Source organism: Planctomycetia bacterium (assembly GCA_021413845.1).
GTDB lineage: Bacteria > Planctomycetota > Planctomycetia > Pirellulales > PNKZ01 > PNKZ01.
Genome location: JAIOPP010000149.1, coordinates 39,384 through 54,655, shown reverse-complemented (window position 1 = coordinate 54,655; position 15,272 = coordinate 39,384). Strand labels below are relative to the sequence as shown.

The 15,272-nt window shown below is 59.3% G+C and carries 11 protein-coding genes, 1 tRNA gene and 1 pseudogene; 5 read left to right on the top strand and 8 right to left on the bottom strand.

Going from position 1 to position 15,272, the window contains the following annotated elements; translation table 11 throughout:
- Nucleotides 1-1,195, bottom strand: a 1,195-nt coding sequence (locus tag K8U03_24955) for a DEAD/DEAH box helicase family protein (GenBank protein MCE9608147.1), incomplete at its 3' end; no start/stop codon positions are given.
- A gap of 3 nt (nt 1,196-1,198) precedes the next feature.
- A complete protein-coding gene (locus tag K8U03_24950) occupies nt 1,199-2,839 on the bottom strand; it encodes a site-specific DNA-methyltransferase (protein MCE9608146.1) in 1,641 nt (546 codons plus the stop codon).
- A 501-nt stretch (nt 2,840-3,340) separates the two neighbouring features.
- Between K8U03_24950 and K8U03_24945 the strand changes: the two genes are divergently transcribed.
- From K8U03_24945 to K8U03_24925, 5 genes and pseudogenes are all read left to right on the top strand, one after another.
- Complete coding sequence (locus tag K8U03_24945; GenBank protein ID MCE9608145.1) at nt 3,341-4,381, top strand: hypothetical protein; 1,041 nt, start codon at nt 3,341-3,343, stop codon at nt 4,379-4,381.
- Nucleotides 4,382-4,465: 84 nt separating this feature from the next.
- Nucleotides 4,466-4,708, top strand: coding sequence for a helix-turn-helix domain-containing protein (locus tag K8U03_24940; GenBank protein ID MCE9608144.1), 243 nt, complete (start codon nt 4,466-4,468; stop codon nt 4,706-4,708).
- Entirely contained in the window at nt 4,705-5,961 is a 1,257-nt protein-coding gene (locus tag K8U03_24935; protein MCE9608143.1) for a bifunctional DNA primase/polymerase, read from the top strand. Before K8U03_24940 ends, K8U03_24935 begins: the two co-directional genes overlap by 4 nt.
- A 43-nt stretch (nt 5,962-6,004) precedes the next feature.
- Nucleotides 6,005-6,232: a helix-turn-helix domain-containing protein gene (locus K8U03_24930; GenBank protein ID MCE9608142.1), complete on the top strand. Its 228-nt coding sequence runs from the start codon at nt 6,005-6,007 to the stop codon at nt 6,230-6,232.
- 273 nt (nt 6,233-6,505) lie between these two features.
- Nucleotides 6,506-7,516 (top strand): annotated as a pseudogene (locus K8U03_24925) (site-specific integrase).
- 292 nt (nt 7,517-7,808) lie between these two features.
- Here K8U03_24925 and K8U03_24920 read toward each other — a convergent pair.
- The 6 genes from K8U03_24920 to K8U03_24895 all read right to left on the bottom strand — a co-directional run bounded on the left by K8U03_24920 (nt 7,809) and on the right by K8U03_24895 (nt 15,221).
- A tRNA-Arg gene (locus K8U03_24920) sits at nt 7,809-7,882 on the bottom strand.
- Nucleotides 7,883-8,071: 189 nt separating this feature from the next.
- A complete protein-coding gene (locus K8U03_24915; GenBank protein MCE9608141.1) occupies nt 8,072-8,959 on the bottom strand; it encodes a M15 family metallopeptidase in 888 nt (295 codons plus the stop codon).
- Nucleotides 8,956-10,338, bottom strand: coding sequence for a hypothetical protein (locus tag K8U03_24910; protein ID MCE9608140.1), 1,383 nt, complete (start codon nt 10,336-10,338; stop codon nt 8,956-8,958). Before K8U03_24910 ends, K8U03_24915 begins: the two co-directional genes overlap by 4 nt.
- A 21-nt stretch (nt 10,339-10,359) precedes the next feature.
- Nucleotides 10,360-11,973, bottom strand: coding sequence for a PmoA family protein (locus K8U03_24905; GenBank protein ID MCE9608139.1), 1,614 nt, complete (start codon nt 11,971-11,973; stop codon nt 10,360-10,362).
- A 19-nt stretch (nt 11,974-11,992) separates the two neighbouring features.
- Complete coding sequence (locus K8U03_24900) at nt 11,993-12,778, bottom strand: hypothetical protein (protein MCE9608138.1); 786 nt, start codon at nt 12,776-12,778, stop codon at nt 11,993-11,995.
- Nucleotides 12,768-15,221 (bottom strand): DUF4838 domain-containing protein, encoded by a 2,454-nt coding sequence (locus K8U03_24895; GenBank protein ID MCE9608137.1) that lies wholly within the window; start codon nt 15,219-15,221, stop codon nt 12,768-12,770. Before K8U03_24895 ends, K8U03_24900 begins: the two co-directional genes overlap by 11 nt.
- Nucleotides 15,222-15,272: the final 51 nt, after the last annotated feature.

Below are 15,272 nucleotides of genomic sequence, written 5' to 3'. Positions count from 1 at the left end.
CGTCGAGGCCCGTTTGCGCATCGATATCGGCAAGCATCACATATCCGTAACGCAAAGCGTCGGGAACGATCTTGCCTTGAAGTCGCCGATGCACGCGCAAGATGCGTCCGACGAGTTGCACGCCAAAATCCTCGTCTTGCGCCGGCCGAGTTGAAACCAGAGTCCACGCGCGCGGCGCATCGAAGCCGAGGGCGACCGCCATCTTGAAGATCAGTACCTCTCGGGTTTCGTCGTTCGCAAGAGCAAGCAAGTTCGCATCCGGCTCGGCCGAGGTATGCGTCGCGACTTGCGCCTCGGTGAACCCAAGCTTTAAGAGCTTCTCTCTGACTCGCTCGACCGACTTCGGCTTGCTATCGACTTGTACCAGCATGAGGGGCGTCAAATTGATATCGGCTCGCTTCAGTTCGTCTTTTAGGAACCGATGCAACTCCGCGCCGTGGCGAAGCGCCGTATCCTCAAAATCGGCCGCGGCATCCGATCCTTCCTCCAGACGCCATGCAATCGTTTTGATTCCGCGCTTAATCAACCCTTCGTGCGGCCCGGGGCCGACGGCGTCGGCGCGGCTCACGCCGATTCGATGGATCTTGCCGATTTGCATCCGGTCTTTGAGGTCGCGCAAGTCGGCATCGTCCGGAAGTACCGTGCGAAAAAACACGGCGGCTTGAGTATCGGCGTGGAATCCGTGATGCGCCTCATCGACGACGACGCCGATTCGATACCCTTGCTCGCGCAGCGAAACGACCAAGTCGTCGATGCTATCGGTCAGCTCGCTATTCTGCCTCACGCTGCGTCGGTCGCGAACACGTGTTGCGACAAGGCCCCAAGTCGTCACGAACACGTCGCCGCTCTGAGTTCCGATAGGGTTGCGGTCGTCAGCCATCGTGCGCAGTCGCAAGCCTTGGAACTGCTCGCGCAGAACCGCCGCCGTTTGGTCGACGACTCCCTTAAACGGCGCGAACCAAAACCAGACCACCCGGTCGGCCGCGCTTATACGCTCGACGATGTTTCCGGCCATCAACGTCTTGCCCGAGCCGGTGGGCGCTTCAATGAGCAGATAGCCGTTATCGAAAATCGCAGTTGCGCGATTGTCCTCGCTTGCGCCTGCGGCATCGAGAATCGATCGCATATGGGCGAATACCGCGACTGCGCTATCGACGGCTTGCTGCTGAAACGGCTTGAGCGTAATCAATGCCATCGGCTAAATCCTCATTCCGAATCGGCGTGCGAGACTTTCCGGCACGGCCTCGACTTGTACGTTGTCAGCCTCTTTCAAACGTGATTTCACGGCGTCCGGTTGCCACGTGTAGACGATGCAAGCCGGCAAACGTCCGACGGCTTTTGCCAAGGCCTTTGCGTCTTTAGCGCGGAAGTGCGGCACGTAAATCAACTGTTGGTCGTCGTGCGCGGCGCTCACGAACGGCAAGGCTTCTTCGAATTCTGTGATCGTTGGCATGTGAGTGAGTTGCAAGGCCGTCCACACTTGAGCGTGTTCAATCTCGGTAAGCCGGCCCGGAGCGATTCGACGGCAACGGAGATAGGCAAAGTCGCCGCCAAGTCCCAGCATATTGCCATAGCCCTCGACGACTCGGCGAACGCGCCTAGCGCAGATATCACGACAGATGTTTTTCGTCGGCTCATCGACAGTGGCCTCCGTGCTGGAAACAAGAATGACCCTGCGACGTCCCCCATCATTTTTGTTCAGGTTATGAACGGCGTGGGCAAATGTTCCGCTCCCAGCAAAAAAGTCCAAAACTAGATCGTCATCGCTCGTCGCTAACTGAAGAACTCGCTCCATCAATCGGACGGGCTTCGGGGTCGAAAATACACTTCCGGAATCGGCAAAATCGACGATTTGAACGATCTCTTTTTTTGCCTCTTGAGTGTGCCCGACTTCAGAATACGGCCAGATAGTTTGCGGTACGACGCCCTGCTTCACTTCCGTGAGGAATCGTTTGACTGCCGGGGCATTGTTTCCGTCCTTCCCCCACCAAATGCGACCGTCTTTGTCCATTTCCTTAAATGTTTCTTCGGAATAGATCCAATAGCGCCCGGTCGGTGGACGTTCCACGATACGACCAGAGGGACAAACAACCTGATAGGTCCCCTTACTGTAGTAATTGCGCGCCGACATTCCGTCTGTTCGCCATAAGCCGCGCGGGTCGTCGTCGGGATTTTTGTAGGCTTTGTCTTGCTTCTCCGATCGCGCTACGAGATTTGGCTTCCAAGTAGCGCCATTTCTCGCATAAACGAGGATGAAATCATGATTTTCGGAAAAATGGCGGGCGGTGTTCTTAGGAGCATATGCCTTCTCCCAAATCACGTTTGCAACGAAATTTTGCTGTCCAAAGACGCGTTGCATTAACTGACCAAGCTGGAAGACTTCGTCATCTCCGATCGAGACAAAAATAGATCCATCCTCTCGCAGCAAGTCTTTCGCCAACGTCAGCCGCTGGAACATAAACTCGCACCACTTTGAGTGCCGCCAAAGGTCTTCTTTGTCAACGTAGTGGTCGTTGTAAACGAAGTCCTTATTGCCGGTGTTGTACGGCGGATCGATGTAGATGCATTTCACTCGGCCGGCGAATGTCATGCGGAGATAACGCAGCGCGTCGAAGTTGTCTCCCTCGATAATCAGATTCTTCCATGCCGGAGCATCGGCTGGACAACTCAGCGTGCGGTCGAGGTCGAGGGCGACAAAATCTTGATTCAGCGCCTTGTCTCGCTCGATTTCGTTAGCCTCCCAAACGAGGCCGAAGCGCGTAGCATCGCGCCGATCGCGCGCTTCCAGCAAGCGAATCAAATCCTCTTTGCCGAGATCGTCGTACTTCTTCCGAGCCATGTTGCCTCTCACTGCCGTCGGCTGTTCGACCCGATAGACCGGGCATGATAATGCGCATGCCGAGCGATGCCTATCGGCCGGCCACCGAGTAAGCGGCGCGCGACCACGGATCGTAGCCTCGGCAAGCTGGATAGGGGCCTCGAATATCTAGGGCAATCGCCCCCTCGAAACGATCTGGCCGGAGTGCGCGAGAAATCGCAGAATTGGGAACTTTTTCGTCGAGGAGCCCGGGGGTGGGGCAAATCCCTGATGCACCGGCCCCAAAGACCAAAGCCGCACCGTGCAGACTTTTGTGCGAAATACAAGCGGAATTGCGATCCCGCCGCGCGACTCGATTTTCACCGCTGGAAATTAGGCCGGCCGCCGCGATAGGATGCTACCTCTTATCGGGTGAGCCACGGCGATTGCAAACGCCGCGGCGTGCGGACCGTGCGGCGCTTGCGTTTCTTTCACCCTTTGCGCTTCGCCGCGCGGCCCGGCCCGATGTTCAAAGGGTCATTCATGCCGGACGCCAACCGTCTAGCGGTTCATTATTTCGCATGCGCTTCGGACGAGCATCCGTGGCGCGTGTTCTTTCGCACCGATAGATTGTCGGCTGCGGAGTGCGATACGTTGCTTTCCGCTCTGCGGATCTACCTCGGCGAGTATCACAAGGACGAAGATGTCACTATCGAGGCCGTGTCGGCGGTGAGCGAGCCCGCAAGGTTTCTCGACCTGGCGCACTCGTGGAAATTATACGAAGAGCACGAACTCGGTAGTTGGGACGACAACACCCGAGGGTCACTCTATGACATAGCTTGCGAACACGAGACGACGCTCATCGAAATAAGAGCGGACGAGCGCGTTGTCTCATACCTTACGGCAGATTTCGGAAGCGGTATTCAAGAGGTCTTTAACCGGATCGATAGCCTAAGCGAAGATGAGCAGTGCGGACTCGACAGCGTTCTTGATGACGAAGTTCATCAGCAAGGCGGATGCTATGAACGGTTCGACGAATTTTCCGCACGCGGTGATCACGGGCTTTGGCTTCGCCTCTCTATTGAGTGGGAAGACTTAGAAAAGCGCACCAAGCAGAACGACCTGACCGAGTTTGAGGAATGGGCGACAGCTCGAAGTAACGCGCTTGTCGACCGGCTCTTGCAACTCAGAAAACTCCCGCGTCCTAAGTCGTCGGGCGATGACGAGACAGAATTCGACGACGAAGACGAGGAAGATTCCCCAACCGAAGTGGCCCCAATCGCAGTGCGGCCGGATTGGCGGCCGACGGATGGCGAACTTCGCTTCGGTGACAAGTTGGCTCGACGAGTTCGGCCCTTAGCAAAGAACGTAATTGCTATTCTCACCGCATTCGAGGAAGACGGATGGCCGACACGAATCGACGACCCGTTGCCCGGCGGCCGCGACGACGAACGGCTAAGGAGCGCCGTGCGATCATTGAACGACGGCCTTGGCTTGATCCAATTCGAAGCCGACGGGAGTGGAGAAGGAATCCGCTGGAAACGAGTCGAACAAGCCTCGGAAGCTGGGCCGGTAGGTCCGTGATAGGTGACCTACCGCTCACCTATATTTCGACCGCCCACGCACCGGGCTTAGACCTACCGCTCCGTGAGCCGTATTTTTCGGTTCATGAGCACTAAAACGAATCAAACCGCGTCGGAACGCTTGGCCCTGAATGCCGCTGAGACGGCCGAGCAACTAGGAATCAGCGAGCGGCACCTCTGGGCGCTTCACTCGCAAGGACGCATCCCGAGGCCCGTACGGCTCGGCCGTGCGACCCGTTGGCCCCTCGACGAGTTGCGGGCCTGGCTTGCCGCCGGCTCGCCCCCTCGCGACCGCTGGGAGGTCATACGCCGCGGGGGTGCGGCATGAGCGAGATTTTCGAAGCGGCCCTCGGCTATCGTCGGCGAGGCTGGAGCTTGATCCCGTTGGGAGCGAACAAAAAGCCTGCCCTTCGACGCTGGAAGCCTTTTCAAACGAAACCGGCGAACGAGGCGAAACTAACGAAATGGTTCGATGGGAAGGGGTTTCCCGGCGTCGCCGTGATCTTCGGAAGCATTTCCGGGGGCCTCGGATCGCGCGACTTCGACGATATGGAAGAGTATCTCTGCTGGAGCGCGGAGCGGCCGGAACTCGCCGCGACGCTGCCGACGGTCGAAACGAGCCGCGGGCGACACGTCTATTTTACGGTCGAGGTTGATTGCGAACGGCGTTATCGCGCTGCGATCGGCAAACCGGCCGGCATCGGCGCGCTGAATTGCGTAGGAGGGGAACTCCGAATCGGCGTCGGTAGCTATTCGGTCCTTCCGCCAAGCTTGCACCCCTCGGGCCACAAATACAAGTGGTTGACCTCGACGGCAAACTTCCCGCGGGTCGATTTGTTCGATTCTGGTTTTGGGCCATGTAACAGAGAGGTACAGAGAGAACCTAAGACATTGGAGGATGGGGAGGGGTTTGATGGGAACGACGTAAGCGACCTAGAACTATCCGCTGCTCCATCGGATGCAATAGCTTCCCCGCCTGAACCGCCCTTATGTCTTGAGTATTCTCTGGACTCTCTGCCCTCTCTGTTACAAAGGCGAGTCGAGTTGGCGCTTGAACGGACAACTCCGACCAAAGATGGCTTCCGACATCGCAAGCTGTTTGAACTCTGTCGGGAATTGAAGGCTGTCCCGGAGTTTCGAGAAAACTCTCCCAAAGCGATGCGGCCCATAGTAAAGGAATGGCATCGACGCGCGTTGCCGAACATGCGCACCAAAGCTTTTGACGAGACGTGGCTCGATTTCGTCGAGGGGTGGCCCAAGGTCCGTAACCCTAAGGGAGAGGAACCGCTTACCATGATGTTTGCCAAAGTCGCAAAGATGGAACCGCCTCCCGAAGCGGCGCAATTTGAAACACCGGAGGTGCGATTGCTTGTCGGGCTTTGTCGAGAGTTGCAGATAGTCGCGGGCCGAGGCCCGTTCTATCTCTCGACCCGAGCGGCCGGCGGCTTGCTCGATAGCTCGCACGTACAAGTCTCGCGCTGGCTGAGATTGCTCCGTATCGAGGGGCTCTTGGACGAAGTCTCGAAGGGTAGCGTTGCGACAGGTCAGGCTAGCAGGTATCGCTACCTCGGCAGCCTATAATTCAATGCTTGACATTTAGACAAGTATATCCGATAGCTTGAACATGGCAAAGAAATCAAAGAATGCGAAACGGGTAGCCGTGACCGACCAAGTACGCCGGCATGTGCGCGAGTGCGGGTTGAGTTGCTATGCCCTCTCGAAGCTAGCCGAAATCGACGAAGCGACGTTGTCGAGGTTTCTATCGGGCGAGCGGGGAATCTCGGCCAAGGCCCTCGATAGGCTGGGGGCGGTTTTGAATTTTGAAGTGGTTTGCCACGGTCCAAACGTCTAAATCCGAGCGATCGGCAAAAGGTGAAACGTGCGAGTATTCAGGGCGACGTATAAGGACCGTGGCGGCAAGCGGCAAGAATCGGAGAAGTGGTACGTCGAGTTCCGCGACCACTTGGAACGGGTGAAACGCTTGCCGGCGTTCACGGACAAGGCGCAAAGCGAAGCGTTCGGCCGGAAGGTCGAGCGGCTGGTCGATTGTCGATCTAACAACGAACCGACCGACCCGGAGCTTTCGCGCTGGATCGAAACGCTTTCCCAAGCGACCCGCGAAGCGATGGCCCGTATCGGCTTGCTGGAAGCCTCGCGAGCGGCGGCCATCAAGCGCTTGACGGTCCACCTCGACGACTTCAAAGCGGCGATCCTCGCCCGCGGGAATACCGCGAAGCATGTGCAAATGGTTCATCAGCGCGCCCGCGACTTGTTCGACGGCTGCGGATTCAAGCAATGGAGCGACGTGCAATCGAGCGCCGTGCTGAATTGGCTGGCGAAACTCACGACCGATGCCCAAGTGAGCAAGGCGACGAAAGGAAAGTCGAAGCGACGAATCCCGGGGCGTTCGATTCAATCGCGCAACTTCTACTTGCAAGCGGCGAAGCAATTCTGCCGCTGGATGGTAAGCGAACGCCGCGCGACCTCGAACCCGTTGGAAAGCCTCGCACGGCTGAACGTCGCCACGGATCGACGCCACGAACGACGCGCTTTGTCGGTCGATGAACTGCGGAGGCTACTCTCCGCGGCGATGGGCGGTCCCGAGCGGTTCAGCATGAGCGGATCGGAGCGCTCCCTCGTTTATCGGCTGGCGGTCGAGAGTGGACTCCGTGCGAGTGAACTGCGCAGCCTTACGCGGCTTAGCTTTCGCTTCGGCGCGAAGCTTGCGACGGTGATCGTCGAGGCGGGGAATAGCAAGCGACGACGACGGGACGAACTTCCGTTGCGACCCGATACGGCCCTCGAACTCCAGGCGCACCTAAGCCGGAAGCTACCGACGGCGCAAGCGTTCGCCGTTCCCCCAAGCGACTCGACGGCCGACATGGTTCGGTTCGATCTTGCAGCGGCCCGTGCGGCGTGGCTGGCCGAAGCCTCAACGGTCGAGGAACGGGGGGAGCGGGAGCGGTCGACGTTCCTTGCCGAACGTGACGACGCCGGCCAAGTGGTCGACTTCCACGGCTTGCGGCATACGTTCATCACGCTGCTGGCGCGTTCCGGCGTTCACCCGAGCGTGATGCAGGCGATGGCCCGGCATTCCGACCCTCGGCTCACACTGGGGCGGTACACGCACGTAGAGACGGCCGAGCAAGCCGAGGCCCTCGACCTCTTGCCGGATCTTTCGGCCCCCGAAGCAATGGGGGCTCTCGCTACGGGGACCGACGGCCAAACCGTCGAGCCGGCGACCTCGCGAGGGGAAGCGAAAGGGGCCGATACTGTCTTGGCGGTTTGCTTGGCGTTTTCGGACGCAAAACAGTGCGCCGAGGTGCAGTCTCACGCACCCCAAGAGACCGAAGCGACTCCCCACCGTAAACGCAACAAGCCTCGGGAAACAGCGAGAATTCCCGCCATTACCGAGGCTCAAATGCAAGTACACCCTAGTGGGCTCGAACCACTAACCTTCGGTTCCGTAGACCGATGCTCTATCCAATTGAGCTAAGGGTGCAAACCGTAACGCACCCAATCAGACACCGCAGCCGGCTCTCGGGTGATCACAACCGTGCATCAGTTTACAGAAAAAACGGCTGGCTGCAAGTCGACCGGTCTTCGGATGCCACCGTTCGCAAATCGGCCGGCATTCGTCGAACGGGGTGTGATCATCGTGCGGCACGCAAAGCGGTAGACGGAATGCCGCCTATTCGGCGCCGCCCGTGCTCCGCTTCAGGGCTGCCGCGATTTCTCGTTCGATCACCGGCAGCGGATTGAGCGGCGTCAGCGGCTCCTCCACTCGGACGACCCGATTGGTTTGGGGGTCCCAATGCACGGGCCCGAAGCGTGCCGGGGCGGGTTTGTCGCGGAGGATGTGCCCCATCGCGTCGTCTTTGTTGAAGTGCCAAAACTCGAAAGGGAAATGCACGAACCCTTCGGCTTCGAGCATCGCCGTGATTTCGAGGCGATTCTTCAAGTGTTCCGCTGCGACGAATGGCGAGCGCATCGGGGTCCGTTCGCTCATTTCCAGATAAGGGTAGCCGCGCGAGACTTCGCTGCCGTCGTCGCGACGAAACACCGAGACGTCGATCGCCGAGCCCGACATGTGGGTGCCGATCTTAGGGATGTTGGCGATCAACACCAGCGCGCGGCGAAACATCATTTCGACCGAAGGAACCTGACCGCCGTTCTCCCAGATACATTTCTTCAGGATCACGTCGAACAACTCGGGCTTCCGCACGAGTTGGCCTTGCATTTCGAGCGAGCGGTAGCCGTCTTCGATCTTCAGAATCCAACCCCGCTCGTTCATCTTTCGGCCGACTGCGACGACGTCGTCGACGAGGCTCGAGCGCATGAAATAAACTCGCTCCAATTCACCGGCGATCTTCGTCGACGAGAACTGCATCTCCACGCCGGCCGAGTCTGCCGCATCGCGGAGCGAAGCGAAACCTTCGCCGCACTCTTGCACCTCGAACGGGAGAACTCGTTCGATCAGTTCGTAGCCGAGCTCCATTTGCTCGGCCCAATAGGCGCGGCGAGCTGCGTCGTCGGTGCCGGCTGTCGCGGCGGGCTCTGCGTTGCGCAGCATCGTCATTGCTTTTTCTCCGTAGATTTCGCGTCGAGAAGTTCTTGGATCTTGCCGAGGCATTCGGCCACGATCCGTTCGCCCGCGTCGGCGGCAAGGAAGCTGCACTCCGTGGCGCCGTAGCCCCCTTCCTTCACGGCTTGCACCGTCGGAATGTAGACGACGAACGGCGACCCTTTGCCTGGGTAGGCGACTCCCAAGATGAAAGTGTTCGCGATCGGCGAGCGCGCCGTGAGATCGAGTTGATGTTGTATGAACGGCTCGCCCGGAATCGCGATCAACGCCAGATTCCGATCGACGACGACGGTGAGCAATCCTACGTCGGTGGTTCCGTTGCCGCTGCGGTTCGGGATCGTGAGGAGGCTTTCTTTGATCTCGAGAGCGGCCCGATCGCTCTCAGGCCGAGTCTTCAGATCGGCCGCGATGCGCAAAGCTCCTTTGCCGAGCGAAATGCCGGCCTGCTTCGGGATATTGAACCGATTCTCACCCCGCAGATTGTGCAAGTCGTACGGATCGATATCGCCCTGCGCGCCTTGCAGATACATGGCGAGGCACTCAGGGCCGAGTTGCTCTTCGACGTAATCGACCATCCCGCCCGGAAAATCTCGCGACATTTCACCGGCCCCCATCGTCGCGACCGGATGGCAAGCGTATTGCACGGCCAGCGCTCGAGTCTTGCCCGCCAGATCTTCGACGCGAATCACGCCGACCGTAGGATCGATCGGCGAAGTGGGTTTGCGATCGGGATTTTCCCACATCGGGCTCGCGCGGCCGTTGCGTACCAGCCGTCGGTTGTGCGCCATGTAGGCACTGTCGAACGATCCTTTACCGGACGCAATGCGCGCCGGGAAAAGGTTTTGCATCGCCGTGCCGATCGCGGCGACGACCTTCTCTTCCGTCGCGGCATACCAAGGGTCCGCCGAAAGCCCGGGCCAATCGATCGTGTCGGCCGGAGCCTTGTTGCTGCGCGTCCAATCGGGCATCGCGGGAGGCTTAATGAGCATGCCGCGCGGGTTCATGCCCGCATGCGTGTGCGTGGCGCTGAGGATGACATGATCGACGCCCCATTTCGCTTTCGCTTCGGCGACGACCTTCGGCGAGGCGAACACGATCAAGTCGAGCGAGACGATCGCCAGCGATGTGTCGCCGTCTTTGAGCACGAGCACGCGCGCATAGAGCGAGTCGCGCGGCGCAAGATGCCGGCCGGAGAGATCGACGGCGGTTTCCGGGGTCGGCGTGATGTCGACTTTCGCCGTGCCGGCCATGAAGGGCCCTTCCGCTGCGGCGATGTTCGCGAAGCCCGACAGGATCAGCGCCGTCAGGAGTCTTTTGAGTATGTGAGTGATGTTCAAGAATTCGATCCGATGCACGTTAGGTTTTCGATTCATGTCGCCAGTCGATGCTGCTGCCTACTTCGTCGCTTCCAGTTTCAATGCCTCGCGAAACTTGGCGAGCGAGGCTTCTTCTTTGCCTTGCGCGGCGTAGGCATGGCCGTAGGTTCGCAAGATCTTGATGCGCCACGCCGGGGCCATCGTGGTTACGGCGTCGAGCTCCTTGAGCAGCTTCAACGCCTCGTCGGGCTTGGCCCGATCGATGAAACTTCGCGCCAAGGAGATGGTCGCTTGAATAGGCATCCAGCCGTACGTTTTTCCGGTGAGCTCCAACACGCGCCGATATGCGGCCTCGGCTTGTGGCGAATCGTCGAGCGCATTCGCGTAGTTGTCGGCGAGGCCCATCCATAGCCCGCCGTTTTCCGGGTCGAGCTTGATCGCCGACTTGTAGTCTTCTTCCGATTTCTTCCCCTTCTTCACGACGGAATATGCCAAAGCGCGCAGTCGCAGCGCTTCGCTTCTTTGCGCCGCGAACTCGGCCGGCCAAGCGGTAAAATCGGTGTTCGCATATTGCTCGACCAGAGTGCTCGACTTGAATTGCCGCATCAACGCTTGCATGAGGGCCAACGTCGATTCCGGATCGGACGTGTAATCGCGATACTGCTGCGCGACGTCGGCCGTCGTTGCGTCGCCGTGGTGGATATAGAATCGATTTCGGAGCTTCAAGCTCCCGCCGGCGGGAATCGTGTAGTCGCCCGAGTGCGACTCGCAGGCGGGGCAATTGCAGTTCTTAGCCGGCGCGCAGATCAACGTCTTGTGGTCGCCGTACTTTCCGAGAAAGTGATCCGTTCCGAAGCGATTGGCCGTCATCAGGCCGTAGGTTCGAGCATGCCAATGCGTAGGGAATCGCAAGTTCGAAGGATGATCGAATATCGCGATGCCGACCGTCTTGCCGGTAGCGTCGGGCCCGAAGTAGTCGGTCCATTCGGCTTGTTTTCCCCAAGCGTCGGCGTTGCGGTCGCCGCGGCTGTTGACGATCGTCCCTTGGAATTTATTTCCCTTCTCGTCTTCGACCTTCATCGTTCCCGCCACGCGTACGAGCAAGCCACCGTCGCGCTTATCGCCGAACACGACCGGCGCAGCTCCGGCATGGAGTTCGATGTCGTAGTCCAGCAATGTCTGATGGCCGGCGAGCGGTGTGACCGCGAGTCGCACCTTCTCGCGCAAGACAAGCTTGCCGTCGCCGAGCCATTGATTCCAAAAAATCGCTTCGCCGGTCTTGCCCGAGGTGAGTCGCTCGATTTTTTCGAGCTTGATCTCGGCTGTGTGCCCTGCCCTCTCTTTGCCGGGCGCCCACCAAAAGTTGAAGCCGTTTACGTCGCTATGCGAAAAGCGAATCGAGCGGTGCCACGGGTGATCTTGCTCTTCGCCCGGCATGCCCGACTTCATCGGATAGTGCCGCGTGACGTTCTCACCGTTCGGCCCGACGACCGGATACAGAAACGGCGCGACCCAATCCTTATACCGCCATTCTGTGAAGACCTGGCCATCGACGGTGATGCGAATGCAGTCGTCTCGCTCAACGACCGTGACTTCGGCACGCAGCGGCTCGGCGGCAAGCAGCACGGCGAAAGCTCCGCATAGCAACGCACTGAGAATTCGGAAGCGAATGTTCGGCATGATTCGAGGCATCGTGTTATTCGAGCGAAAGTTATTGGTGATTCGGAACGGTCGCGGCCTTGGCCTTGAGTAGCATATCGCGGTAAACGGGAATCGTCATCTTGCGCTCATCGATGCGCTGCAACTCGGCCTGGGCCTCGGCCTCACGGCTTTGGCTGCGAAGGATTCCGGCGATCGCAACTGCGGCGCTGCAATGCTTGAATTCGTTCGCCGTCTCGTACGTTCGGCGATACGCCGCGATCGCTTTCGCGTCGTCTTTCAAGTATTGCCGATAGGTCGCGCCGAGGCTGAGCCAGATTTGTCCGCGCAGGTTTTCTTCCGTGGCATAGGAGGCCGCCAAGAGAAGGTCTTGCTCCGCTCGTGATCCATCCTTCACGACGAACCACGCACTGCCGCGTGCAAATGCCCCGTCGGCGATGATGCCGTCGGGCCAGCGCAATAAATCTTCGTCGCCGAACTGCTTGACGATTTCATTCGACCCGTAGCTGTCTCCGAGCACGCGCATCTGGGCGAGCTTGGCATGCGCCGGCAGCGGGATCTGCTTCGCGACCTCCATCGCTTCTTCGAGGCGCTTCAAGCGCAGCGCGCATTGCGAAGCGTGTTCGAGTGCATCGGTCTGCTGAAACGGCGTCACCTTGCCTTGGGCCAGCTTCCGGAATGCAGCGAAAGCTTCTTCGTGCTTCCCGGCAGCCGTGAGCTTCATCGCCGCTTGGCGATCTTCCACGTAGTCGGCCACGGCCGACGATGCCGGCGCAACGAGGCTCGCGAACAGTAGGAAGAGCGTGCGCTGCTGGCGTGCGTAAAGTTTATTTGGCATAGAGCGATCCGAATTTCAGCATGTCGTGAAAGTCGTTTTTCGAGGTCGGCGAGAAGGCCGAGAGTTCCGAGCCGTTGTCGCGTACTCGTTGTCGGCAGACGTTGATATACCAGGGATAAAGCTCCGTCGGCTCGCGGCCCGACACCCCATGCAGCGGATCGATATTCTCCGTCTTACCGTCGCCGGCCATGGGAATGCGAATCTCGACGGTCCATGAATCCTCGCTGATGTGAGCGGCAACCTCGGCTTCAGACGACCAACTTTCGTTGAGTCCTCCTTTGCGATCGAGATCGATGATCGCGCCGGCCGGATTCACGACGAGTTGATAATAGGAGTGGATCTGCGTTTCCAGCAACAGCTCGACGCAGTCGCCGTTCCAGATGCGGCCATCTTCGTTCTTTCGCGTGCCGATGTTGAGGGTCTTCGTGTCGCGGTCGGAACAAGTGATGCCGAAGTAGAGATTGCCGTCGGCCCAGCAGGTGCGAAACGAGCTTTTGAACGCCGGTACGCGGCCCGTCTCTAGCTCGCCGAAACCGTAAGCGGCGAGCCCCTTCCAGGCCGGCTCATCGAGTTTGCCGTCGATCTTGATGCCGACCTTCGAGAGCTTCGTGGCTCGTGCCGAAGGGACGTTGCCGCGGCCTTTCGCCAGTTGCTCGCGCAGCTCGGCCATCGGGCGAAGGTAATCCGCAAGCAGCGCGATGCGTTGTCCGTAAGCGGAATCAGGCGGAGCCTTTTCCTTGGCCTTAGCGAGCAAGACGAACATCCGCTCGATCTTTTCGACGCTCTTCTTATCCCCGCTTTTGGCAAGGTCGCGCCAGCTCGCTTCGGAGTATTCGATGAAGGCCTGCATCTCCGCGGCCGCAGGGCCGTAGAAGTTGCGATAGTATTCGGCGAGCAAGGCGTCGATGTTTTGCTCGGCGTCCCAATAGAGGCGCGTCGTCACGTAAAGATTCAAATGATTGAACGCCGGCGCGTGCAGTCCATACGACTTCTTCTCGTCGAACATTACCTCGATCACTTCCCCTTGCGAGATTCCCTTCAACGACCGGAGGTCTTCGGCGATCAGATGCGGAAAGTAAGCGGGAACTCCGTACGACGGCTTGCCCGGCGCCGTGAAGGGATAATGCTCCCAGATCATCAGCGGCTCGGCCGAGGGCAGTTTCTTGATCCACGCTTGCCGTAGGTCGACGAATTCCTTTCGTTTCGCCGGATCGTTGAAAAACCGCCGCGGCTGCACGATGCCGACGACTAAGTTCGGGCTCAGCTTCGCGATCTTCCCCGGCGGCTGGGTGTAGGTGCCGTACGCGAAGCAACTCACCTTCTTGTGCGGGTGCGTCTTGTAAACTTCGACGGCAACGCGGTTCACGTAGTCCCACACATAGTCGGAGATCTTGCCGCTGAAGCCACGCGCCGGCGTTTCTTTGCCGCGGCAAAGCTCGCACTCGCAGGCATTGCTGTAGCCATCTTCCGGCATGACGGAAACCATCGGCTCGTCGTAGAGATCGAACATCGCGCGCACGTATTTCACGTTCTGCTGCAGCAGTCCCTCCGACGACAAGCATTGCGCCCCTCCGTAGTGCGCCACCGCTCGCTTGCCGTTCCAAAGGGCGTAGTATTCGGGATGCGCTTGCTTCGTTTCGTCGCGCATCGTGACGGCGCTCATGCCGTGGCCGGGTTCGCCGAGCCCGCGCACTTCGTCGCCGTGGTTGAGGCCCAGGCGGAGTGTCCAGAGAATGTCGTCTTTCGTCGCACCCCAGTAGAACGTGAAATGAAATTCTCGTTGCGCGAAGTCCGGGCGAATGGTTTCGTCGGTTGGCGCGAGCTTGACCGTCGCCGTCTTCGGCACGATCTCTCCCAGTTCGCCCGGCATATACCACCGCACACCGAGTCGCCGAAGCAATTCATACACGGCCTGCAGCGATCCTCCTCGATCGGCATGCCACAAACCGAGCGGCTTGTTGTAGCCGCGCATCAAACTCGCCCCGATCGGATTGCCCCACTTTTCCCCGGTGAGCTTGTCCCAGTCGGCGAGCATCTTCGGAGTGTGTCCGTAATGCGGCGCCCAGGGCTCTTTAGGAATGAAGTCGAGGTCGTGCCCCAACAATACGACGTGGTTCTCGCCGGCGACTATGCGAAACGCGCCGTACTTCAATCCTTCGTCGCCGATCTTCAGCGCGTCCGTTGCCGTGCTCCGGCCGATGTAGATCGCCGTGTCGCCGTTATTCGGAGGCGCATGCACGATCGGCAACGTAGCGCCGGAAATCTTGAACAGATAGCTTTGGAGTTCTTCCGCCGCGAGCTTGACCAATCGCGCCGGCTTTTCGGCGATGACGATCGCCGCGCGCGGCTTTCCTTCGGCGACAAGCGGTACGTCCGCCGCTTGCAGCGCTACGAATTGCAGCGACACGATCGCGATCGGCACGATGAGGATGCGATTCAACATGGCGAACGCTCGCTCTCCGTCTGTGTGTCGCGCCCCGAAAACGAAACCGAT